The organism is Flavobacterium sp. GT3P67 (assembly GCF_004349155.1).
Lineage (GTDB): Bacteria > Bacteroidota > Bacteroidia > Flavobacteriales > Flavobacteriaceae > Flavobacterium > Flavobacterium ranwuense.
This window is the reverse complement of record NZ_SMLF01000001.1, coordinates 654,689-678,318: the sequence shown is the minus strand read 5'-3', so window position 1 is coordinate 678,318 and position 23,630 is coordinate 654,689. Positions and strand designations below refer to the sequence as shown.

The 23,630-nt window shown below is 35.3% G+C and carries 24 protein-coding genes; 5 read left to right on the top strand and 19 right to left on the bottom strand.

Annotated features, from left to right (window positions below; genetic code table 11):
• Nucleotides 1-77 precede the first annotated feature (77 nt).
• Nucleotides 78-839 carry an exodeoxyribonuclease III gene (locus tag E0H99_RS02970; protein ID WP_131991019.1) on the bottom strand — a complete coding sequence of 254 codons (762 nt, stop codon included), beginning with the start codon at nucleotides 837-839 and terminating at the stop codon, nucleotides 78-80.
• A 202-nt stretch (nucleotides 840-1,041) separates the two neighbouring features.
• Here E0H99_RS02970 and E0H99_RS02965 point away from each other — a divergent pair, with 202 nt between their 5' ends.
• Nucleotides 1,042-2,844 (top strand): GNAT family N-acyltransferase, encoded by a 1,803-nt coding sequence (locus tag E0H99_RS02965; protein ID WP_131991017.1) that lies wholly within the window; start codon nucleotides 1,042-1,044, stop codon nucleotides 2,842-2,844.
• Between the two features lie 69 nt (nucleotides 2,845-2,913).
• Here E0H99_RS02965 and E0H99_RS02960 read toward each other — a convergent pair whose 3' ends face one another.
• From E0H99_RS02960 to E0H99_RS02950, 3 genes are read right to left on the bottom strand one after another with little or no spacing between them, the layout of a single operon-like run.
• The gene (locus E0H99_RS02960; RefSeq protein ID WP_131991015.1) at nucleotides 2,914-3,378 is read right to left on the bottom strand and encodes a DUF2752 domain-containing protein; all 465 of its coding nucleotides are present in this window, start codon (nucleotides 3,376-3,378) and stop codon (nucleotides 2,914-2,916) included.
• On the bottom strand, nucleotides 3,353-3,736 hold the full coding sequence (locus E0H99_RS02955; RefSeq protein WP_131991013.1) for a DUF4234 domain-containing protein: 384 nt from the start codon (nucleotides 3,734-3,736) through the stop codon (nucleotides 3,353-3,355). The genes E0H99_RS02960 and E0H99_RS02955 overlap by 26 nt, the downstream gene beginning before the upstream one ends.
• 46 nt (nucleotides 3,737-3,782) lie before the next feature.
• Nucleotides 3,783-5,132 carry an NAD(P)-dependent oxidoreductase gene (locus E0H99_RS02950; protein WP_394346054.1) on the bottom strand — a complete coding sequence of 450 codons (1,350 nt, stop codon included), beginning with the start codon at nucleotides 5,130-5,132 and terminating at the stop codon, nucleotides 3,783-3,785.
• A 143-nt stretch (nucleotides 5,133-5,275) separates the two neighbouring features.
• Here E0H99_RS02950 and nhaA point away from each other — a divergent pair, with 143 nt between their 5' ends.
• Nucleotides 5,276-6,430, top strand: a complete 1,155-nt coding sequence (gene nhaA / locus E0H99_RS02945) for a Na+/H+ antiporter NhaA (RefSeq protein ID WP_131991011.1) — start codon at nucleotides 5,276-5,278, stop codon at nucleotides 6,428-6,430.
• A gap of 89 nt (nucleotides 6,431-6,519) precedes the next feature.
• Here the strand turns inward: nhaA and E0H99_RS02940 are convergent, their stop codons facing one another.
• The 15 genes from E0H99_RS02940 to E0H99_RS17355 all read right to left on the bottom strand — a co-directional run bounded on the left by E0H99_RS02940 (nucleotide 6,520) and on the right by E0H99_RS17355 (nucleotide 18,977).
• Nucleotides 6,520-6,942 carry a hypothetical protein gene (locus E0H99_RS02940; protein ID WP_131991009.1) on the bottom strand — a complete coding sequence of 141 codons (423 nt, stop codon included), beginning with the start codon at nucleotides 6,940-6,942 and terminating at the stop codon, nucleotides 6,520-6,522.
• A gap of 76 nt (nucleotides 6,943-7,018) precedes the next feature.
• Nucleotides 7,019-7,615, bottom strand: coding sequence for a hypothetical protein (locus E0H99_RS02935; protein ID WP_131991007.1), 597 nt, complete (start codon nucleotides 7,613-7,615; stop codon nucleotides 7,019-7,021).
• 42 nt (nucleotides 7,616-7,657) lie between these two features.
• Nucleotides 7,658-8,038: a Dabb family protein gene (locus tag E0H99_RS02930; protein ID WP_131991005.1), complete on the bottom strand. Its 381-nt coding sequence runs from the start codon at nucleotides 8,036-8,038 to the stop codon at nucleotides 7,658-7,660.
• Nucleotides 8,039-8,185: 147 nt separating this feature from the next.
• The gene (locus E0H99_RS02925) at nucleotides 8,186-9,043 is read right to left on the bottom strand and encodes an amidohydrolase family protein (protein WP_131991003.1); all 858 of its coding nucleotides are present in this window, start codon (nucleotides 9,041-9,043) and stop codon (nucleotides 8,186-8,188) included.
• Between the two features lie 397 nt (nucleotides 9,044-9,440).
• Complete coding sequence (proC, locus tag E0H99_RS02920) at nucleotides 9,441-10,217, bottom strand: pyrroline-5-carboxylate reductase (RefSeq protein ID WP_131991001.1); 777 nt, start codon at nucleotides 10,215-10,217, stop codon at nucleotides 9,441-9,443.
• Nucleotides 10,218-10,402: 185 nt separating this feature from the next.
• Nucleotides 10,403-11,755 carry a magnesium transporter gene (mgtE, locus tag E0H99_RS02915; RefSeq protein ID WP_131990999.1) on the bottom strand — a complete coding sequence of 451 codons (1,353 nt, stop codon included), beginning with the start codon at nucleotides 11,753-11,755 and terminating at the stop codon, nucleotides 10,403-10,405.
• Nucleotides 11,745-12,524, bottom strand: a complete 780-nt coding sequence (gene rsmA, locus E0H99_RS02910) for a 16S rRNA (adenine(1518)-N(6)/adenine(1519)-N(6))-dimethyltransferase RsmA (protein WP_131990997.1) — start codon at nucleotides 12,522-12,524, stop codon at nucleotides 11,745-11,747. Before rsmA ends, mgtE begins: the two co-directional genes overlap by 11 nt.
• 128 nt (nucleotides 12,525-12,652) lie before the next feature.
• On the bottom strand, nucleotides 12,653-12,964 hold the full coding sequence (locus E0H99_RS02905; RefSeq protein WP_131990995.1) for a DUF4286 family protein: 312 nt from the start codon (nucleotides 12,962-12,964) through the stop codon (nucleotides 12,653-12,655).
• A gap of 64 nt (nucleotides 12,965-13,028) precedes the next feature.
• A complete protein-coding gene (locus E0H99_RS02900; RefSeq protein ID WP_131990993.1) occupies nucleotides 13,029-14,804 on the bottom strand; it encodes a tetratricopeptide repeat protein in 1,776 nt (591 codons plus the stop codon).
• Between the two features lie 54 nt (nucleotides 14,805-14,858).
• Complete coding sequence (locus E0H99_RS02895; RefSeq protein ID WP_131990991.1) at nucleotides 14,859-15,440, bottom strand: TIGR00730 family Rossman fold protein; 582 nt, start codon at nucleotides 15,438-15,440, stop codon at nucleotides 14,859-14,861.
• A gap of 29 nt (nucleotides 15,441-15,469) precedes the next feature.
• On the bottom strand, nucleotides 15,470-16,741 hold the full coding sequence (gene serS / locus E0H99_RS02890; RefSeq protein ID WP_131990989.1) for a serine--tRNA ligase: 1,272 nt from the start codon (nucleotides 16,739-16,741) through the stop codon (nucleotides 15,470-15,472).
• Nucleotides 16,742-16,970: 229 nt separating this feature from the next.
• The gene (locus tag E0H99_RS02885) at nucleotides 16,971-17,510 is read right to left on the bottom strand and encodes a DUF4375 domain-containing protein (RefSeq protein WP_131990987.1); all 540 of its coding nucleotides are present in this window, start codon (nucleotides 17,508-17,510) and stop codon (nucleotides 16,971-16,973) included.
• A gap of 68 nt (nucleotides 17,511-17,578) precedes the next feature.
• Entirely contained in the window at nucleotides 17,579-17,749 is a 171-nt protein-coding gene (locus tag E0H99_RS17135; RefSeq protein WP_165930246.1) for a hypothetical protein, read from the bottom strand.
• Nucleotides 17,750-17,847: 98 nt separating this feature from the next.
• Nucleotides 17,848-18,798 (bottom strand): DinB family protein, encoded by a 951-nt coding sequence (locus E0H99_RS02880; protein ID WP_240723430.1) that lies wholly within the window; start codon nucleotides 18,796-18,798, stop codon nucleotides 17,848-17,850.
• Nucleotides 18,774-18,977 carry a hypothetical protein gene (locus E0H99_RS17355; RefSeq protein WP_240723429.1) on the bottom strand — a complete coding sequence of 68 codons (204 nt, stop codon included), beginning with the start codon at nucleotides 18,975-18,977 and terminating at the stop codon, nucleotides 18,774-18,776. Before E0H99_RS17355 ends, E0H99_RS02880 begins: the two co-directional genes overlap by 25 nt.
• Before the next feature lie 305 nt (nucleotides 18,978-19,282).
• On the opposite strand from E0H99_RS17355, the gene metG reads away from it, so the two are divergent.
• The 3 genes from metG (at nucleotide 19,283) to E0H99_RS02865 (ending at nucleotide 23,609) form a co-directional block, all read left to right on the top strand.
• The gene (gene metG / locus E0H99_RS02875; RefSeq protein WP_131990985.1) at nucleotides 19,283-21,343 is read left to right on the top strand and encodes a methionine--tRNA ligase; all 2,061 of its coding nucleotides are present in this window, start codon (nucleotides 19,283-19,285) and stop codon (nucleotides 21,341-21,343) included.
• A gap of 81 nt (nucleotides 21,344-21,424) precedes the next feature.
• On the top strand, nucleotides 21,425-22,111 hold the full coding sequence (locus tag E0H99_RS02870) for an HAD family hydrolase (protein WP_131990983.1): 687 nt from the start codon (nucleotides 21,425-21,427) through the stop codon (nucleotides 22,109-22,111).
• Between the two features lie 235 nt (nucleotides 22,112-22,346).
• Complete coding sequence (locus E0H99_RS02865; protein WP_131990981.1) at nucleotides 22,347-23,609, top strand: OmpA family protein; 1,263 nt, start codon at nucleotides 22,347-22,349, stop codon at nucleotides 23,607-23,609.
• The last annotated feature ends 21 nt before the right edge of the window (nucleotides 23,610-23,630 follow it).

Genomic DNA, 23,630 nt, shown 5'->3' with positions numbered 1-23,630 from the left:
AAAAGCGAAAATCCTTGTTGTTTTTTCTTTAAAAACAACAAGATTGCAACGGATAGCGGGAAATAGCTCTGAAAACGTTATTCGATTTCTACCAAAATTGGGCAATGATCCGAATGCACAGCATCTGATAAAATAACGGCTCTTTTTAATTTATGTTTTAAAGAATCGCTGACTAAATTGTAATCGATACGCCAACCCTTGTTGTTTCCTCTGGCTCCGGCGCGGTAACTCCACCACGAATATTGATGCGGCTCACTGTTGAAATGGCGAAAACTATCCACAAATCCGGACTTCATGAATCCATCGAGCCAAGTTCTTTCTTGCGGCAAAAACCCGGATACATTTTTGTTTCTGATAGGATCATGGATGTCGATTGCCTCGTGGCAAATGTTGTAATCACCACAAATAATTAGGTTTGGCGTTTCTTTTTTAAGTTCGTTGATATAGCTCTGAAAATCATCCATGAACGTGAATTTATGGCCCAATCGATCAATATTTGTACCCGATGGCAAGTACAAACTCATCACTGAAAAACCGTCAAAATCAGCTCGAAGGTTTCTTCCTTCAAAATCCATGTGGTGAATTCCGGTTCCATGAACGACATTATTGGGTTTAATTTTAGAAAGTATAGCCACGCCGCTATAGCCTTTTTTTGTTGCCGAATAATAATACTGGTATGGATAACCCGCTTTTGCGATATCTTCTACCGGGATTTGGTCTTCGGTTGCCTTAATTTCTTGAAGACAAATAATATCAGGATTTGCTTGTTGTAACCAGTCAATAAATCCTTTTGAAATGGCGGCTCTGATTCCGTTGACGTTGTATGAAATAATTCTCATTAAATTTTTTTTTGAATTTCTTCCGAAAAATTATTTTTTTCCTGCGGTTGTCAGGAACCCACTTTTTTATTTTATCGGAAAATTATATTGTTTGTATGTGGGTTTCAAATGTAACAAAAAAGTAGAAGTTTGATTCAGAAAAAGAGAGAAAATGGAGTTTTTTGCTATCTTTGTTTCTTGCTCAAAAAAAACAAAAAAACACATGGGTTTAGTAACCGCAAAAGAAGTTGCAAAAGCAATAAATGCAGATAAGTACGGAGTTCTGGGGACTTTTTCTGGCTGGATGCTGATGAAGGTGCTAAAAATCTCTACCTTAAACAAAGTATACGACAGAAATAAACATTTAAAAGACGTTGCGTTTTTAAATGGAGTATTAGATGATTTACAAATAAAATTCGAAATCCCTGAAGAGGATTTAAAACGTTTACCAAAAGAAGGTGCTTATATCACCATTTCAAATCATCCGTTGGGAGGAATTGACGGTGTTTTATTATTGAAATTAATGCTCGAAAGAGAACCTAATTTCAAAATTATCGCTAATTTTCTTTTGCATAGAATTGCCCCTCTCAAGAAATACATCATGCCCGTGAATCCTTTTGAAAATCACAGGGATGCTAAGTCAAGTGTGGTAGGAATTAAAGAAACTCTGCGTCATTTAAGCGACGGAAAACCCTTAGGAATGTTTCCTGCGGGAGAAGTTTCTACTTATAAAGACGGGAAATTAATGGTGGATAAACCTTGGGAAGAAGGCGCTATTAAAGTAATTAGAAAAGCCCAAGTTCCTGTTGTTCCTATTTATTTTCATGCTAAAAACAGTCGATTATTTTATTTACTTTCTAAGATAAGCGGTACTTTTAGAACAGCAAAACTACCTTCGGAAGTGTTCAGCCAAAAGCATCGTGTGATAAAAGTTCGTATTGGAAAATCTATTTCCGTAAACGAACAAAATGAACACGCAACGATAGAGGAATATTCGGAGTTTTTGAGAAAGAAAACATACATGCTCGCCAATCCTTTCGAAAAAGAAAGCAAATTACTGACGACTCCAAATTTAAAACTTCCTAAAAGCCCGAAAAAAATCGTTACTCCAGCCAATAGTGAGAAAATGATAGCTGAAGTAGATGCTTTAAGAAGTACGGATTGTCGTCTTTTGCAAAGCAAAAACTACGAAGTTTTTTTTACTGAAGCTGCTAAAATTCCAAATATTCTACACGAAATAGGCAGACTTCGAGAAATTACTTTCCGCGAAGTTGGAGAAGGAACCAATGAGTCTATTGATTTAGATAAATTTGACCAGTATTACAATCACATGTTTTTATGGGATGACGAAGCAAAGAAAATTGCAGGCGCATACCGAATGGGATTAGGCTCACAAATTTATCCAAAATACGGAATGGACGGTTTTTACCTCAATGAGTTGTTCCGATTTGAACCAGAATTGCATGATATGATGCACAAATCCATAGAAATGGGTCGCGCTTTTATCATCAAAGAATACCAACAAAAACCAATGCCGCTTTTCTTGCTTTGGAAAGGAATTATTCACACGACGTTACGTTACCCGGAGCATAAATTTTTATTGGGTGGCGTGAGTATCAGCAATCAATTTTCTGATTTTTCAAAATCACTGATGATTGAATTCATGAAGTCGAATTACTATGATCCTTACATTGCACAATACGTTCATCCCAAAAAAGCGTATAAAGTAAAACTGAAAGATGCCGACAAAGATTTCATTTTCAATGAAACCGAATCGGATTTGAATAAGTTTGATAAAATTATTGACGAGTTGGAACCAGGAAGTTTGCGTTTACCAGTCTTGATTAAAAAATACATCAAACAAAACGCAAGAGTAGTCGCTTTTAATGTCGATCCGTTGTTTAACAATGCTGTTGATGGATTAATGTACATCCGGATTGCAGACATTCCGGAAAGCACCATGAAGCCCGTAATGGAAGAGTTCCAGAAAGAACTGGAACGAAAATTAAATGACAAAGAAGATTAATACCAAATTGAAATAAAAAAAGAAATCCCGTTCTTTACTTAGAACGGGATTTCTTTTTTTATTTCTAGTCTATCTCCAGATAGACTCTTTCAAAATGGAATCTAAAGAATTGTTTTTTATAAAGAAAATCAGCCTTATAATGTGATACCCAACAAGGGAAAAACCCAAACCATATGCCAATCTTTTATTGTACACAACCGTATTAAAATACTCCTTTTTAGTGATTAATTCCATGGTCAATATAACAATACTGACAACACTAAATACAATTACAAAAGGGCCCAATATGTGATAGCTTATGCTCTTGTAACAATCTCCTTGATAAAAATAAACCAATGATTTCGTAATCCCACAACCTGGACATGGAAAACCTGTAATCATTTTGAAAGGACACAAAGACTGATCGGTCTCAAGATGATTATCCCCATTGAAAAACATTAAAAAAAACGGAATCATCAGCGTTAGAATAGCGCCTATAATCCCGTAAATTTTACGTTTCTCTTTAGTATTAATTGTATAATTTATTGATGTCATTTTGAACTATCATTGCAGCAATCATTGGAAAGAAAAGCCCTAAAATAAGTAACAAAACCGTATCATCTTTTTGAGCTGAACCAGACCTATGATATACATCCGGAAGTCCGTCTCTACCCGCTAAATAAAAGAAATAAATATTTACAGGATAGCAACAACCGGCAAATATGGCGATTGGTTGTGAGATAACTTCTCGCTCAGAAACTGCATTAAAAACCTCTGCAACTTTAATATTCCAATAGATTAAATACAATCCACAGGTTAAAAACCCAAAAATTAATACTAATACTGGATCTACTTTAAATACGGGAATAGGTTTCCTTGGAGTGTTCCAAGTTTCTTGTACGATTTCTTCCATTTTGGTTTGGTTAAATTTAAGTTAGTAAATATTGAAATATAAAAATTTATTGAAATGCTGTATCGATTGGTTCCCAAAGTTCTATCTTATTTCCTTCGCTATCCAGAACCCAACCAAATTTTCCATACTCATAAGACTCCATATCACCCACAATTGTTACACCTTCATCCGATAATTTTTCTAATAATTTTTCTAAATCATCCACTCTGAAGTTTTGCATGAACTCTTTCTCGCTTGGCGCAAAATAATTGGTGTCATCAGCAAATGGTGACCATTGGGTAGAACAATCGTTTCCTTCTTTGTCTTTCCACCAAAAAGTGGAACCATATTGATCCGTTTTTAAACCCAAATGTTTTCCGTACCAAGCTACCAGTTCTTTAGGATTTTTTGATTTAAAAAAGAAACCGCCAATTCCCGTAACCCGTTTCTCCGGCTCGGTATCTTTGGCTTGACCAAAATACTTTGTTTTTATTTTATCAACTATAACTTGCGCCAACCGTTCATGGCTTTCGAATGTCCAACCTGCAATATGCGGGCTCAAAATCACACTCTTAGCTTGTAATAAATATTGAAAAGCCTCCGGTGTATTTTTATCGTTAAAAAGGGTTTCAAAAGACAATTTTTCATATTCCAAAACATCTAAACCAGCACCGAGAATTTTACCGGATTGCATGGCAGCAACCAAATCGGCAGTGACAATATTATTACCCCGAGAGGTATTTATTATCCAAAAAGGTTTTACAAATCCACTGATAAAATTACTGTCGACCATTTTATCTGTTTCGGGAGTCCAAGGAATATGAAGGCTTACTACATCCACTTTTTGTTTGAATTCTGCTAATGAAACCTGCTTCGCATTGGCGTCACCAACATTTTCCTGAATATCATAACACAACACTTCCACGTCAAAACCACGTAGTTTTTTGGCAAATGATTTTCCCATGTTTCCGTAACCGATAATTCCTACTGTTTTTCCGTCGAGTTCATGACCACGGTTGCTTTCACGGTTCCAATGCCCTGATCGTATCTCATTATCGGCTTGGTTCAATTTATTAAAAAGGGACAAAATCATTCCCAATGCATGTTCGGCCACCGCGTTTTTATTTCCTTCAGGAGCAGCGATAAGCGTAATGTTTTTGGACTCTGCATAATCGCAATCAATGCTTTCTAATCCTGCCCCAACCCGTGCAATGAATTGCAAATTAGTAGCTTTGTCCAAAAATGTTTTGTCAATTTTGAAACGGCTTCGGATAACAATTCCCTGATACTCATGAATTTTAGCTTCAATTTCCTCTTTTGAAGATGTGAAATCACTATGATTTATAAATCCGGACTGTTGCAATTGATCCCAAAGCAAGGGATTATTACTATCGATATGAAGGATTTTGATGTCCATAAAATGTACTTTTTTAATACTTCAAATTAACAAAAAAATTACGGTTTATTGTTTTATCAAAGAAAATTAGCTCATAAAATCGTAAATTAGCCTTCTCAATTTTTATTATAAATCGTATGCTTATAATAAATGAAAACCGAAAAATGAAATTAACGAAAACATTCAACGCTTTTTTCGAAAGCGAAAAAGCCGGTGGACTCTTATTACTTTTTGTAACAATACTCTCTCTTTTATTAGCCAATTCTCCCGTTCAAACCGAATATATTGCATTTTGGGAAACCAATATTGGCAGCCATTCCATAACACATTGGATCAATGACGGTTTAATGGCTATCTTTTTTCTACTCATTGGTTTAGAATTAGAACGTGAAATATACCAAGGAGAACTATCCAGTATAAAAAATGCGGCTTTACCTATTTTTGGAGCCTTGGGCGGAATGGTTGTTCCTGCCGGAATCTTTTTACTGTTTAATTTTGGAACTATCACACAAAATGGAGCCGGAATCCCTATGGCGACAGATATTGCTTTTGCTATTGGAATCCTGTCACTTTTAGGAAATCGTGTTCCTACATCTTTGAAAGTATTCCTGACTGCGCTTGCCGTAATCGATGATTTAGGCGCTATTATGGTAATTGCCATATTTTACACGGACACTATTGCTTATCTAAATTTATTTATCGCTTTTGCTATTATGGGTGGTTTGTTTATCCTGAACCGAAGAAAAGTACACAGTCTTATTCCTTATTTGATTGGTGGAGCAGCGATGTGGTATTTCATGCTAAATTCAGGAGTGCATGCGACAATAACCGGAGTATTATTAGCCTTTGTAATTCCTTTTGGAAATGGAGGCAAAAAAACATCTTCGTACCGATTACAGCATTTTTTACACAAACCAGTGGCGTTTTTTATTCTTCCTTTGTTTGCCATAGCAAATACGTGCATTGCTATAAATTCAGATTGGCATGAGGGATTGAATCATCCCAACACAATTGGAATTATGCTAGGGCTTGTTGTGGGAAAACCATTGGGAATCTGGTTGTTTTCACTACTGGCGGTTAGTTTAGGAATTTGTACGCTGCCAAGAGATCTAAAATGGAGCAGTATTCTAGGCGCAGGAATGCTGGGCGGAATAGGTTTTACAATGTCTATTTTTATTACGCTTCTTGCTTTTAAAAACGACGGAGAAGAAGTAATCACGTATTCCAAAATTGCGATTCTAATTGCTTCATTCATTGCCGGAACCATTGGTTTCTTATGGTTAAAATTTAATTTGAAACCTGCAAGAGCAAAAAAATAACACAATAATATTAATTACAATTAATTTAATCAAAAAAGCCTCGTTTAAGTAATATTAAACAGGCTTTTTTTGATGCGTAGTAACAGCTTTTACTTTGAATAACTTATCGCAAAACTATTTTTGAAATTTCTTTTCTTAATGAATAAATATGGCATAAATGAAATAATCATCACAGAAGAAAATTTTTGAAGTATTGCAAATTGAATAATCAAACCTGTTACTACCATTCCTGTTAGCATCCCAAATCCAAGATTGTACGTAAGACTTGGATTTATGGTCAGTACTTTCGTTTCTCCCTCCTTAAGTAGTATTTCTTCTGTTTGAAAAGAAATTCCATCACCAATTTCAATATTATGTTTTCCGGGTAAAACAATATATTCTTTCCGGTTGTTGTTGTTGTTGTTGTTCATCTCACAATCCATTTCATTGGCTATGCGCAACATATAACGATTAGATTTATTATAAACTCCACTACTTTTAGACATTCTGACTACAATTGTGCTCTGATTCATCTTGAGATTATTTATTGGTTGCCAAACGGTTAAAGTGCCGTTATATGGTTCTGGCAGAAATCTAAACTATTTTTTCCTAAAAGGCATATCCTATTCCTATATGCAAATAAGGAATGTATTGATTTCTATTATACGCTCCATCTACATTCTGCACATTACCATTAACTGAATTCTCTTTCAAATACACCACACGATACCCAAACCCTAAAGCAGTCTCATAAGTGAAATGATTTCCTATTTGGCGTTTTAAACCCCAAGTGGGAACAATAGCTAAATCAGCCGTTTTGGTTACGTTATCCGCTAAATTAATCACAAACCAGTCCGGGTGATAACTTGTCTTGATTGAAACATAATTGCCGCTATTATTGGCTGTTTTTTTACCTTTTACATTCCTTTTTTCCAGATTGTAATAATATCTTGGTTCTACAGTTAGTACCGGTTGCAAAATAAAACCGGCGCCATCGTAATGATCTCCAACCGTAAAATCCTTTTCAAGACCAATTTCACTTCGTAATGCGATGCTACTTGACAATTTGCTTTCATTGTTAAACCAAATTCCGGTGTGTACTCCAAATCCGGTTTGTATTCCAAAAATTGATTTTTCAACTGGTACTTCTTGAGCGTTTGCATTTAGATTGAATGCTAAAATCAGGACTATTATTACTTTTTTCATTTAGTCTGTACTCGTTTTTTAATCTTTTAACTCGATTTCTGTTTACTTATTAGTCCAATAATCAACTACAGTAACTTTCTCTGGCGCTGGATTTAAAACAGCTACAAAAGCTTTATGATCCGGATGAATCAAATACGCATCTCTATCAGCTTCACTGCTAAAAGTCAACACAAAACAATGTGTCAAACCATTATTCAAGTTTTCAGGACTGTTATTAATTCCCCATTCATACGCTTTGATCAATTTGATTTTATGCTCCAAGTTCCCAAAAGCAGTTACCACTTTATCAATTGCTACTGCATCTGTACCGGGTTTCCAACCAAACATAACAACATGTTTAAGAACTTGTTTTTGTTTGCCTTGTTGAGCGTTTACAGTATAACTTGAAATTAAAATAAGAGTTAAAAGAAGTAGTTTTTTCATGGTAGTTTTTTTTCAAATATAGTATTTATTTGAGTGTTTATACAAATATGAAATATCAATATTTGTGGAGCTTTAATTAAAAAAATTGCGCAAAGTCAGAGACATTTGCGCAGCTTATAAAATAAACACTTTTCGAAACTGAGTTTTTTAATTTTTTTTAGGTTTTCCAAAAAATTGTTCTGCATTTTTATAAAATATTTTTTCTTTTTGTTCCGATGATAAAAAATCAAGTTTATTTACAGATTCTATCACTTGTTTGATATCTCCATTATCTGATCCAAACATTAATCTGTTCTCCAAACCAGCATCTATTAATCTTTTCATTGTAGCATAAAAATCTTTGTAAGGAATATTGTCTGGATTTGCAATAACAGAAATATCTGTGTACACATTCCAATAAACGCTCATAATACCAACCGTTTCCTCGATAAAAGGATATCCAGAATGCATTATCCAAATTTTTAATTTTGGAAATTTCAGTATTAAATCTTCCATTAAGATTGGACTGCCTAAACCCACTCTAAAATTTGGGCATCCATGATTTGGACCTGCTAAACCTGTATGAATGCCAACTGGCAGATTGTATTTTTCTGCTAACGCATAGTAAGGATATAGCAATTTATCCGATGGTGAAATCCCATAATACTGGCTTAGTATCTCCCCTATAAAATCAATTTTGCCATCATTAATTTGCTGTTCTACCCATTTAATATCGGGTAATTCCTTTCCGTTTGAAAAGCAAAGCTGATTACTATATGGTACTTTCCCTTTTGGACATGGCAACATTAATCCATGTAATAATTCCATTTTGAATTTATTTCGGTACGTATTTTGCAAATCCCATGAAGAACTGATTGCAGCTTTGTAAACACCCGAAGTTTCTAATTGTTGCATTTGAATATCAGGATTTGTCTCTCCATGGATGTGTGTGTCAAACACTTTTTGCGAGTAAACAGTATAGGATCCAAAAAGAAATATGATGAGAATTATTATTAATTTTTTCATGTGATTTCATTTTATTTTCAGTTTCACAATATTGCATTTTGGTTCGTATGTGTATTGCAGGCAACCGTAAATATACGCATGTTTTAAAAAAATAACAATATCAAAGCATTGATTATAAATTACTTACAAATAAATCGATTTTTAAAAATGATTTTATAAATAAAGCTATGACGAATGATTACAGATTTTTGATTGCTTCGCCTGTTCGCTCTTTCAGGCTCGGGTAACGATTTTTGATTTCAGATGTGAAAATATGTAAACAAGTCAATTCTTTCCGCGTGAGGGATAAAAGCAAGCTACCGAACTAGCGCGGATTGCCCGACGCCATTAAAAAAAGGTCTTATCAACGGTTAGCTGATAAAACCCTTTTTTTAATGGGGGCACGCCCAAATGAGGTTTACCCCTTGATTTGTTTCAACGACGTTTTGATTCCTCGTATCAAGGACGAACTGAATCCGTGCATTTCCATTTCGTTCAATCCGGCTATGGTGCAGCCTTGTGGTGTGGTGACACGGTCAATTAATTGTTCCGGATGTACTTTTTCTTCCAGCAGCATTTCGGCAGCGCCTTTTACGGTTTGCGCAGAGATTGCCAAGGCGGTTTGCCAGTCAAATCCTATTTCGATTCCGGCTTGCATTGAAGCCCGAATGTAACGCAGCGCAAAAGCGGTTCCACTGGCCGCAAGAACGGTTGCTGCATCCATTAATTTTTCGTCAATAATAGGAGCGGTTCCCAAACTCTGAAAAAGAGAAACTACGTCTTGCGCCTTCTCTTTGTCTTTTTCATGGAACGCAATACAGGTTGCTGATGCGCCAAACTGTGCCGCAATATTGGGCATGATTCGGACAGCGCTATTCAAATCGCCTATCTTCTTTTGTAAATTTTCTATGGACAATCCACTCACTGCCGAAGCGATGATTTTATTGGAAATTACAGGAAGAATTTCATCCAAAACAACATCTACTTGGTATGGTTTTATGGTTAAAATAATGACATCGGCTTCCTGAATCTGATGGATGTTATTGGTGGAAACCGTAGCACCTAATTTTTCAAGATACAGAATGCTGGATGTGTTTCTTCGGGTTATGGTGACTTGGTTTTCTGGTGAAAATTTTGATAGTCCTAATGCGATAGAAACGCCTAAGTTTCCTCCGCCAATGATGTGTACTCTCATGCTGGTTGTGGTTTTCCTCTCCCTTACCGAAGCTTCGGGACTCTCCGAAGAAATGGATGATATGGGAAAGTGTTGGTTGTATGGTTATAGTTTTTTACGTTTGTTTCTAAAAAATATAATTTGATGGATTGTCTATTTTTAAAAGTTATTATCTTCTCGCTTTTCACTCCTCACTTTTCACTTTTTCAAAACCCCAAAATCATTTTTGCTATCGAAAAATAAATCAGAATTCCGCAAATATCATTACTGGTTGTGATAAACGGTCCGGTTGCCAGTGCGGGGTCAATCCCAAATTTATCCAGTAATAACGGAATAAAAGTCCCTATTAACGAAGCAATAATAATTACTGAAACCAATGCTATGGTAACAATAATTCCAATGATGATTTCGACATTCAACAGAAAATGACTTCCTAAAAATAATATCGTGGCCAGAATCACTCCGTTTAACAAACTCAGTGACACTTCTTTTATCAGTCTGCTAAACAAGGATCCGCTCAACGTATTGTTAGCCAAACCCTGTACTATAATTGCCGAGGATTGTACGCCTACATTTCCTGCCATTGCGGCAATAAGTGGGGTGAAAAAGAATAAATTCCCATGTTCGAACATCGCTCCTTCAAACAAGCCCAGTACTTTTACGGAGATAAAACCACCCAAAAGTGCCAAAACTAACCAAGGCAACCGTGCTTTTGTATGCTCAAATATACTGTCATCCGCTTCCACATCTTGCGAGATACCTGCTGCCAATTGATAATCCTCATCGGCTTCATCCTTGATTACATCCACAATGTCATCAATGGTAATTCTTCCTACTAATCGTCCCATTTCATCTATTACAGGAATGGCTTCTAAATCGTATTTTTGCATGATTCGGGCCACCTCAACATCTTCGGTATCTACTTTTACCGAGTTTAATTTTCGGATGTAAACATCACTTACTGCTGTTCTGGAAGAAGTAGTCAATAAATCCTTAAGTGACAAACGCCCTTTCAATCGGTCTTCATCATCCACCACGTAAATCGAATGGACTCTGGAGATATTTTCGGCCTGAATGCGCATTTCTTTTACACAAGTAAGCACATTCCAATTTTCATTGACTTTAACCAATTCCTTATGCATGATTCCACCTGCGGTATCTTCGTCATAACGCAATAAGTCAACAATGTCTTTGGCGTGCTCAACATCCTGAAGTTCTGATATTACTTCGGCTTTCAAATCTTTAGAAAGCTCCGCAATAATATCGGCTGCATCATTGGTTTCCAGCTCATCTAATTCTTCCGCAATTTCTTTTGGCGAAAGCCTGCTCAATATATTTTCCCGCAAATCATCTTCGAGTTCAAGAAGAATTTCGGCAGTTTTTTCACTGTCTAATACTTTAAAAATATAGGTCGCTTCATTAAAATCAAGCTCATCCAGAATTTCAGCAATATCAGCATGGTGCATATCATTCAATAACACTCCCAGTTGCTGGTCGTCTTTACTTTGAATGAGTTGCTCTAATTCCTGAATTAATTCTTTGCTGATTTTAAACTCCATCGGCTTCTATTTTTTGGGTGAGTTCTATGAACTGTTCTACATTTAATTGTTCTGGTCGAAGGTTGAAAATTTCATCTTCTCTCAAACTATCCGACAAATTTAAGGTTTTCAAACTGTTTCGTAACGTTTTACGTCGTTGTTGAAAAGCTGTTTTCACTACGGTAAAAAACAATTTTTCGCCGCAAGGTAAACTGTAATCTTTCTTCCTGCGCAAACGTAAAACACCCGATTTTACCTTTGGTGGTGGAATAAAAACATTTTCATCTACCGTAAATAAATATTCCGCATCATAAAAGGCCTGTACTAAAACCGACAAAATTCCATAGGCTTTTGTTCCCTTTTTTTCACAAATACGTTGCGCTACTTCTTTCTGGAACATTCCTGCAAATTCCGGAATCTGATCGCGATATTCCAAGGTTCGAAATACAATTTGTGTCGAAATATTATACGGAAAATTCCCAATTATTGCAAATTGCTTCCCTTCGAAAATTTCGTTGATATTGTATTTCAAGAAATCTTTAGATATGATTCTGTCTTTTAATTTTGGATAATTTTGGTCCAAATACGTTACTGATTCCGTATCGATTTCAATAACATAGGTGTTCACCGGTTTATCCAACAAATATTTTGTCAAAACTCCCATTCCCGGACCTATCTCTAATACATCATCATATCCTTCTAAGTTCAACGTGTCAGCAATGTCTTTTGCAATGCTTTCGTCTTTCAAGAAGTGCTGTCCGAGGTGTTTTTTGGCTGTTACTTTTTCCATGTTTTTTATTTTGCCACGAAGGCACAAAGTATTTTATATTTTTTTTAAAATTGGAGATCACAAATTACGACTTCAAGATTCTCAGATTTCTAATCTGAACACTAAAAAACCGAACTCTGAACACTTTTTTAATAATCTGCAATCAATTCTAATTCTGTTCTAAAAGCAAGCATTTTATCTCCAAATAATTTCAATCCTTCTTCGCGAAAAGCTGGTGCATCTTCCTGGTAGTATTTCTCCAAAGTTTCTTTGCTGTCCGTTGCGTATTGAACCGAATAGGTTACTCCGCCCATTTCTTCTTCAATTAAAACCCGTACCATTCTTGCCGAAGAGAATTTCCCTGTAGCCAGAATTTCAGGAATATGTTTGTGTTGCATCCAAATCATCCATTGATCGTGAACGCTTTCATGTATGTTTGTGGTAACGTTATATAATATCATTATTGTTAATTTGGTTAATCGTTTTTTTGGTTAATCAGTTAAACTTTTAACCTGTCAAACTTTTTTATAAATTAGTATCGCCTCGCAATTGCCTGAATTTCTTCCTTGCTTCCACAAAATAAATACTGTCCTGATGATTGAACAATACCTTTTCATATAGTGGTTTCGCTTTTTCAGGCAACAATTGCTTGTTATAAATTTCTGCCGAAAAATACAACGCTTCATCGATGTAAATTCCGTTGCTATGCTGATCAATAATCGTTTGGTATTGGCTTAGAGCCAAAGCAAAATCACCTTTCTTTTCATATATTTTCCCTAACCGCAACAAGGTCACGGCTTCTATTTCCTGTCCTTTATTATTTTTTAATATCGTCTGAAACTGCGTTACCGCTTCCTGATTTCTGTTTTGATACAACAGATAGTCTCCTTTTGCAAATTGTTTCAAAGCCGTTTGCGTCGAATCGGCTGCGGTATTGTCATTGATTAACAGAAAATATTCCAAAGCGTCATTAGCGATCAACTGTGTATTGGCCGATTTCAATTCCTTAAATTGCTTCAATGCCCAAGCAAAATCGGTTTTGAAATAACTGGTTTTTGCGGCTTTCAAACTGGCTTCATGCGCCATTACATCATTCTTCAAATCCAATTCAATCTGCGAATAATAGATCAAAGCCTGGTTAAATTTTTCTTCATACAGCAAAATATCTGCCAGTTCCATTTTGGCATTAGCCAATTCATAATCATTCAATTGCAATTCCAGCGCTCTCTTGACTATTGCCTTTCCTTCCTCCGGTTTTTTTAAATTAAAAGCTGTAAAATGTGCCTGAATCAGCTGCAAAGATAAGGTAAAAGGACTTATTTCAAATTGTTTCAACAAACCGTCTAATTCTGTGCTGATTGCTGCAAAGTCATTTTCGGATGCTTTTTCAATTTTCATGGTTACCAAATAAGAATTCGCTTGAATAAGCAATTCTAAATCTTGTGTGTTTTCCAATACAAAGCCCAAAATTTCCTTAGCCGTTTCCTGATTCTCTTCTTCAATGGCCAGTTGCCCTAAATTTACAATATTGGCAAGCGATTCCGGATTGCGTTTGTAAATGGCTTTTTCCTGAATAAAAGCTTTTTCGAACTCTTTTTGCTGTACATAAAACCAACTCAAATAATGATTCCAAAAAAGATCTTGATTTTTTTGTGTTCTTAAAATTAATGCTTTACGTAATATTTCATTGAAGTTTGCGTCACCTTCGTCAACCATAAAACGAACCAATTGATTTTGGATTCGAATGGAGTTTTGAGGATTCGCAAACGCTTCATCCAGAAAAGTAGAAATCATCATTTCCATATTAGACAATTGACCGTAAAGCAATCCTATTTGATAATTGAAATTAAAATTCGGTTCCAATTCTGTTGCGGTTTGGTAGGATTTCAGAGCGTATTCGAGCAGCACTTTTCTCTCAAAAGCGTTTGAAATTCCGTAGACTTCATTTGGATTTTTTCTGATTCGATCTAATGCTTGCTCGTAGTAAATTTTGGCTTTGGCATCATTTTTTTGCAACTGAAAATTATACCCTAATTCCACCAGAAGATTCCCTTGATTGTATTTTTCAAGTCGTTCTTGAATGGCTTTTTCGGCACTGTCAAATTGCTGTAATTGCTGCGAACAATCTATTATTCTTAAAAAATACTGTGAGTTTAATGGAATCTCTTGCAGCAACTCTTCATAGCTGATTTTCGCTTTTTCAAAATCGCCTTTGTCATAATAATACTGCGCTAATTGTTCGTTTTGAGCAAACGCAAATAGCGATAAAAACAGATGTATAAAGAGAACGATTTTTTTCATTTTTTATCTGTTTTTTTAATTCAGATTTAGGTTATGGAATAAACATCAGTCTATTTATTCATTTCCCTTTTTAATCCATTTTCCAACTTCCGGTGCCGTGTAATTTTCCATTTTGTTCAACAACTCTTCCACATCATTACTAACCAGAATCATCTTTTGATTTATTTCTTTTAAAAAACCGTTATCGACCATTTTTTGGATAAATTGCAATAATAAATTATAAAATCCATCAACGTTTAAAATTCCAATTGGTTTCTTATGAAGTCCAAGCTGAGCCCAAGTCAGCATTTCGAAAAACTCCTCTAAAGTTCCAAATCCACCAGGCAATGCAATTACGCCATCGCTTAATTCATTCATTTTGGTTTTTCTTTCGTGCATACTTTCTACAATAATTAATTCTGTCAAATTATCGTGAGCAACCTCTTTAGACATCAAAAAACTAGGTAAAACACCAAATACTTTTCCGTTTTCACTCAAAACACCATCTGCAACCGCACCCATTAAACCAACTTTTGCTCCACCGTAAACCAAATCAATGTTCTTCTTGGCCATTACCTGTCCTAGCAATACCGCTTGAAGCTCATGATTTTTATCATTCCCAAAACTGGAGCCACAGAACACCGTAATTCTTTTCATCAACAAAATATTTTTCAGTAGTATTTTAACTAATCAATAATATCAAACCCACAATACGGACGTAAAACTTCTGGAATTACGATTCCTTCCGGTGTTTGGTAGTTTTCTAAAATTCCGGCTAAAACTCTTGGCAAAGCCAATGCACTTCCGTTTAAGGTGTGTGCCAATTGGTTTTTCCCGTCTTTGTCTTTGAAACGCAATTTTAAACGATTCGCTTGAAAAGTCTCAAAATTAGAAACTGAACTGATTTCCAACCAACGATCTTGTGCTGTAGAAAACACTTCGAAATCATACGTCAAAGCTGATGTAAAACCCATATCGCCTCCACAAAGACGCAAAATTCTATAAGGTAATTTCAATTCCTGTAATATGTTTTTAACGTGTTCTACCATTCCATCCAAAGCTTCGTATGATTTATCAGGATGCTCTACACGTACAATTTCTACTTTGTCAAATTGATGCAAACGGTTCAATCCACGAACGTGTGCCCCATAAGAACCTGCTTCACGACGGAAACAAGGCGTGTACGCTGTAGTTAAAACTGGTAATTCATTTTCGTTAAGGATTACATCACGAAACAAATTCGTCACAGGAACTTCCGCCGTTGGAATCAAGTACAAATCATCAGTTTTATCGTGATACATTTGCCCTTCTTTGTCCGGCAATTGTCCCGTTCCATAAGCAGATGCTTCATTTACCATGTGCGGCACCTGAACTTCATTGTAACCTGCTGCCGTGTTTTTATCCAAGAAATAATTGATTAAAGCGCGTTGCAACTTCGCGCCTTTTCCTTTATAAACCGGAAATCCTGCGCCTGTGATTTTTACTCCAAGCTCAAAATCAATGATGTCGTATTTTTTTACCAATTCCCAATGTGGCTGTGCGCCTTCGTGCAAAACTGGAATCTCCCCTTCTTCAAAAACGTTTAGGTTTTCCTCGGGAGTTTTCCCAACAGGAACAATATCAGCAGGAAGATTGGGTAAGGTATATAATTTCTCTAAAAGTTCTGCGGCAAGTACATCAGCAGTTTCTGCTAATTTCTTGCTTTTCTCTTTTAATAAAACTGTTTTTTCTTTTAGAATTGCGGCTTTCGATTTCTCTCCGCCTTTCATCAATTCGCCAATGTCTTTGGATAATTTATTAGATTCGGATAAAATTCCGTCTAACTCCACTTGCGTAGCGCGACGTTTTTCATCCAGTTGTACCACTTCTTCAACAACACTTGTAGCATCGATGTTTCTCTTTGCCAAAGCGGTGATTACTTTTTCTTGATTCTCTCTAATAAATGCGATTTGTAACATAGCTTGATTTTTTTAACGCTAACTTATATAATAATGGAAGCAAATTTAAGGAAATGTTTGATAGAAATGGGACAAAAAATTAGTCAAAAGTCCAAAGTCATAAAGTCACAAAGTCAAGCTCTAGGAAATAACCTTATTTAATCACCCTTTATTTAAATATAATATAAAGACAATGGAGTACAATAGAAAAACACCTTTAAGACTTTTGACTTACGACTTTTGACTTAGTTTATGCTCTTTTAATCTCATGACCCACAAATTCTTCTAAGGTTGCAAACATGTCGTCTACAGAAAGGACTTCAAAATCGGGGTGTGTTTTTAAAAAAGCGGCATTCAAAGTAACCAGGTTTTCTTCTATTTCAAAAAAAGTGTCGTTGTTAAGCAAATCTCGGATAGGATTTACGCCTTCCAATTTCCCTTTCAAGAATTTGTTGAGCTTGACACTGCTCATTAATTTTACTTTTTTGGATTGTTGTTGAAATAATTCCAAATGTTTTTCGGCGCCAATTAGTGCCAAACCTTCTTCTATCAATTCGTTTAGTTCCTTATCCCAACCCGAATTGTGTACAAACTGAGCAAAATTTCCTTCGGTATATTGTGAGGTATAATAATCTAAATAATAACTCATTATAGCATCTTCGTGAATCAAATCATCGTTTATACCTTCCTCACGCATTAAGTTGATTACCGAAATATTAGAGTGAATCACATCTTGAAGGTTCTCACTATTAAAGGCTGTTTCTGAAATAATTATTCTACCGAATTCCATAGGTTTTGTGTTTGAATATGTGCTGCAAATTTCGGGTAAATTATTACAGAAAAGAAATGCAATTCGATTTATATGACATCAGATTCGTCATTACTCTTTTTCTGATTCATTTTGGTAACCAAAGCTTTCAAACGCAAGGCTTTTTCTTTTTTCTCCTCTTGAAGTTTGGCTTTTTTCCGATTTAGCAATTTGGTATGTAAAGCCTTATTTTTAGTGTTTTTTTCGGGTCCTTTTGCCATAATGTAGAAGCTACTTTATTTACGTTTACAAATATAAAAAAAGCCACATTATAAATGCGACTTCCTAATTGATGAGTTATTGATAAATCTTTATTAAGTTAGTATTTAATCTTTTGCTCCAATCTTAGTTCTTTTTGAGGCGGAATTCGTTTCTTTAAAAATAAAACTTGACCTAAATGACTCGATTGGTGCTCCATAACATGAAACCAGCAATAATGATTAGTCCAGTCATAACGTTTTTGTACCTCTGCAAACCAAGCATCATCTCGTTTTTTTAATTCAGCTATGGTTTTTGCTCTTACTTGATTATAAATATCTAAATAATACTGTACCTCATGCCCTTTAAATTCGTCTTGACCACCTTGGTCTAGATTCAAAGCAGTACTCCATTTTTTCTTTTCTTCCGCATTAAAATCTCTGTTTTCAAAGGTAAAAACTTGGTAATAAGCTTCGGCTGCGGCCAAATGCATGATTAACGAACCAATTCTATTCGCTTGCTCATCATGCAAATAATCTAATTCATACTGACTCATGTCTTTAATTGCATCTTCAACTCTCCCTTTAAGATCTTCAAGCATCGAAATCATAGCCCCGATTTGAGGTGAAGCTCCTTCAATATTGCCTATTTTCCCATTTTCTTTAATTTTTATGCCACTTCCTTCAATCAGTAACCCAAAAACTCCTTCTGCACTACTTTTATCAGATGTAATCTTAAATTCTTTCACTTTAACTATTTTATTTTTGGATATACCTAAGTCCCATTTTGGAATTTCACCATTTTTAATAGGAGTTTCAAAACTGGCATTTAAAACCGTAATTGGTTCAAAAACGCCTTTTCCATTTTCAATAAGCAATTCAAATTTATCGAAATAGAATTTTCCGTTATATAAACACAAGCCGCCAAAACTTAATGATTTAGTATTAGCATCGATGATTCCCTCAACAGTATAGGATTGCCAAGCTTTTGCTTTAATTGGCCTATCACTCATGTTATCAAAAAAGCCATCTTCTTCATTTTTAGTATCTACTCTAGCCAAACCCCAGCCCAAGCCATAGGTTCTTCGGACTCCATTTTTACAGAGGCAATTACTTTAAACTTTTTTGGCACAGCAGTTTGAATGCTAATAGTTTGATTAAAAGAAGTCCAATCGCTAGAAACTTCTTTTTGAGTTTGGGAATGAGCAGAAAAAATGCTTAAAAACAGTAACAGTATCGTTATTTTTTTCATCTTATAAATTGTTGAATTTAATTGTAGGCGTTTAGATTTAAAATGTTTTAGTAAAAAAATGTAAATATAATACTATTTTTTAGAGTGCTATAAATTCCTATTCTTAAGTTTTTTAATCTTTCAGTATTGTAAATTAACTAAATATGCTTCTCTTAAAAAGTTGTCGCAATACGATTCCTTAGCCCTGATAGCAGTGAAAATCCTTTTACTTTTTTCTTTAAAAAGTAAAAGATTGCAACGGATAGCGGGAAATAGCTTCAAATAAAAATTCTATTGCTTATTTTTGCACTCAATAAAACTGAATCATGATACAGAATCCAAAAAGATATACGATTACAGCGGCATTGCCGTATACGAACGGACCGATTCACATTGGCCATTTGGCGGGTGTTTACGTACCTTCGGATATATATTCCAGATATTTAAGATTGCAGGGAAGAGACGTTTTGTTTGTTTGCGGAAGTGATGAACATGGTGTGGCGATTTCGATGAAAGCCAAAAAAGAAGGCATTACGCCACAGGAAGTAATTGACAAATATGACGGAATAATCCGTAAATCATTCTCTGATTTTGGAATTTCGTTTGATAATTATTCCAGAACTTCGGCTAAAATTCATCATGATACGGCTTCGGAATTTTTTAAAAAACTGTATGATAAAGGTGATTTTATCGAAGAAGTGACCGAGCAATTGTATGATGCAAAAGCAGATCAATTCTTGGCTGACCGTTTTGTGGTGGGAACTTGCCCAAAATGTGGCAACGAAGAAGCCTATGGCGATCAATGCGAAAAATGTGGTTCAACGTTGAATGCTACAGATTTGATTAATCCAAAATCGACCATTACGGGAGAAACTCCGATTATGAAAGCAACGAAACACTGGTTTTTGCCTTTGGACCGTTATGAAGATTTCTTGAAAGAATGGATTCTCGTAGGACATAAAAATGACTGGAAACCGAATGTTTACGGACAAGTAAAATCATGGATTGACGGCGGATTGGAACCTCGCGCAGTAACCCGTGACCTGGACTGGGGAATTGACGTTCCTGTTGAGGGTGCCGAAGGAAAAAAATTATACGTGTGGTTTGATGCGCCGATTGGCTACATTTCATCCACGAAAGAATGGGCTCAAAGAGAAGGAAAAGATTGGGAGCCTTACTGGAAAGACAAGGATACTAAACTGGTTCACTTTATAGGGAAAGACAATATTGTTTTCCATTGCATCATTTTCCCGGCGATGTTGAAAGCCGAAGGAAGTTATATTTTGCCGGACAATGTTCCTGCTAATGAGTTCTTAAACTTGGAAGGAAATAAATTATCGACTTCAAAAAACTGGGCGGTTTGGTTGCACGAATATTTAGAAGAATTTCCAAACCAACAAGATGTTTTGCGTTATGCGTTGACATCAAATGCACCGGAAACCAAGGACAATGATTTTACTTGGAAAGATTTTCAGGCGAGAAACAATAATGAATTGGTGGCGATTTACGGGAATTTCATTAATCGTGTGGTGGTTTTAACCAATAAATATTACAACGGAATTGTTCCGCAACCGAATGAACTTTCGGAAGTGGATGAAGCTACTTTAACCGAATTAAAAGCATATCCTGCTGTGATTTCTAGTTCTCTGGAACGTTACAGATTCCGCGAAGCCTTGAGTGAATTAATGAATGTGGCCCGTTTAGGAAACAAATATTTGGCAGATGAAGAGCCTTGGAAAGTCATTAAAGACAATCCGGAGCGCGTACAAACGCAAATGTATGTTGCGTTACAAATTGCTGTTGCGTTGAGTTCACTTTGTGAACCTTTCCTACCATTTACTGCTAAAAAATTATCAAGAATTTTAAAAATAGAAAGTCCGTTGAACTGGAATACTATTGCCCAAAATTCTGATTTAATTCCGGCTGGACACCAAATTGGCGAAGCTGAATTATTGTTTGCTAAAATTGAAGACGAGGAAATCCAAAAACAAATTGACAAACTGGAAGCGACTAAAACCGCCAATAAAGCAGAGAATAAAGTTGCAGAACCACAAAAAGAAGCGATTCAATTTGAGGATTTTGCCAAAATGGACATTCGTGTAGGAACGATTCTGGATGCTGAGAAAATGCCGAAAGCGAACAAACTTTTGATTTTGAAGGTAGATACCGGAATTGATGTTCGTACGATAGTTTCAGGAATTGCAGAGAGTTTCAAACCAGAAGACATTGTTGGAAAAAGAGTAACGGTTCTAGTGAATTTGGCTCCAAGAAATCTTCGTGGCGTAGAAAGCCAAGGAATGATTTTGATGACTACGAATGCCGAAGGGAAATTGGTTTTTGTAAATCCAGACACGGATGGTGTTGCGAATGGAGAGACGATAAATTAAGAAAAATCAACCGCGAATTCGCTAATTAATATATACTCTTAAATATATTAATTAGCGAATTCGCGGTAAAATGAAACAAATATGAACCTAAAAGTGATTGCTTTCGACGCCGATGATACCTTATGGATCAACGAAACCTATTTTGATGAAACCGAGAAAAAATTCTGTGGATTGATGGAAGATTATTTGTCACATCAAGGAATTTCACAAGAGCTTTTCAAGGTGGAGATTGATAATCTTAAATTATACGGATACGGAATAAAAGGCTATATTTTATCCATGATTGAAGCAGCAATGAATATTTCGAACAATACCATTCCTATTGAAATTATTGAAAAAATCATCCAATACGGAAAAGAATTACTCGAGAAACCGATTATTTTATTAGATGGTGTAGAAGAAACCCTGGAAGCTTTGCATGGGAAATACAAGTTGGTTGTGGCCACCAAAGGTGATTTATTAGATCAACGCCGAAAACTTCATAATTCTGGTTTAGGACATTATTTTCACCATATCGAAGTGATGTCAGACAAGCAAGAAATTGATTATTCGGACTTGATCAAACGCTTGGAAATACAACCCGAGGAGTTTTTTATGATTGGCAATTCTTTAAAATCAGACGTTTTACCGGTTTTAGCCATTGGCGGACACGCCGTTCATATTCCGTTTCATACGACTTGGGCACACGAAAAAATAGACCATAAAGTAGAACATGTAAACTTCAGTGCTTTCGAAAAAATAACAGAAGTTTTAAAAAGATTAGAATAAAAAACCCTGTTTTAAACCTCTTTGATCATTAATTACAATGTTTTTCAACCAAAAATACTGTGATTTAAAGTTAATATTTTTATATAATCTATAAAAATATTACAAAATATTGCCAAAAGCGCTATTCCTAACTCGATTTACAGAATTAAAACTAATTCTTACATAATTAACTGTTTAAAATTTCTTATCTAACAATATGTTTTACTTTTGCATAAAATTATTAAATAATAAAATTATGAAAAAAATCATACTTACGTTGGTTTTTGCTTCTGCAATGACAACTTTGAGTGCTCAAACAGAAAATGTAGAAAGCGCAAGTACTGGAACTGAATTTAACAAATGGTCTGTTGAATTAGCTGGTGGTTTAAACAAACCGATGAGACCTATGACTGCTGGATATAGAACTGCTGTTACTAGTGCTTATGTAGCTGATTTAGGTGTGCGTTATATGTTCAATAACAAATTTGGTTTAAAAGCTGATTTTGGATATAACAGTTTTAAAGAAGGTGAAAATTCAATAGGATTTGATTCTAAATACTATAGAGCTGATTTACAGGCAGTTGCCAACTTAGGAAGAATCATGAGCTTTGAAACTTGGACAAACACTCTTGGTTTATTAGGTCACGCTGGTTTTGGATTAGGTTTTGGTGAATCTGATAACTTTTCAGGAACTGACAGAATGGGTAATTTTATTGCTGGTGTTACTGGTCAAATTAAATTATCTAATAGAATTGCATTGACTGGAGATTTTACAACAATTCTTAATGCTAAACAAAACCGTACTTTTGATGGTGCAAGTACAATAGGATCTCCTGGTTTCGGCGGTGTACTTTTCAATGGTACAGTAGGTTTAACTGTTTACTTAGGTAAAAACGAAAAACATGCTGACTGGGTTATCGATCACGAAGGTAGATTTGACGCAATTGACGCAAGATTTATGGCTATTGAAAATAAAATGCTAGACTCTGATAAAGATGGTGTAGCTGATTATTTAGATGAAGAGTTAAGTACTCCTGCAGGCGCAATGGTTGATACTAAAGGAAGATCAATTGATAAAAACAACAATAATGTTCCTGACGAAACAGAAGCTTTTATCTTGAAAAATTACGCTGCTAAAACTGGTGATACTGGTATTGTATACGATAATGAATTAATCAAAAGCTTAATTAACGGTGGTTATGTTGCGGTTTATTTTGATTTTGACAAATCTAAACCAACTAACGTATCTACTGAAGGTATTGATTTTATCTTGACATACTTGAGAAACAATCCTTCTTCTTCAGTTGACATTACTGGTCATGCTGACGAAATAGGAAGATCTGCATACAATGATAAATTATCTAATGCAAGAGCTGCTAATGTAAAAAACACCTTAGTGAAAGCTAAAGTTGATGCATCAAGATTGAATGTAATTGCTGCTGGTGAAGATACTTCAGTTGATAAAACTTCAGAAAATGCAAGAAAATTAGTTAGAAGAGTTACTTTCATAGTAAAATAAGCTACTTTTTTATATCATAAA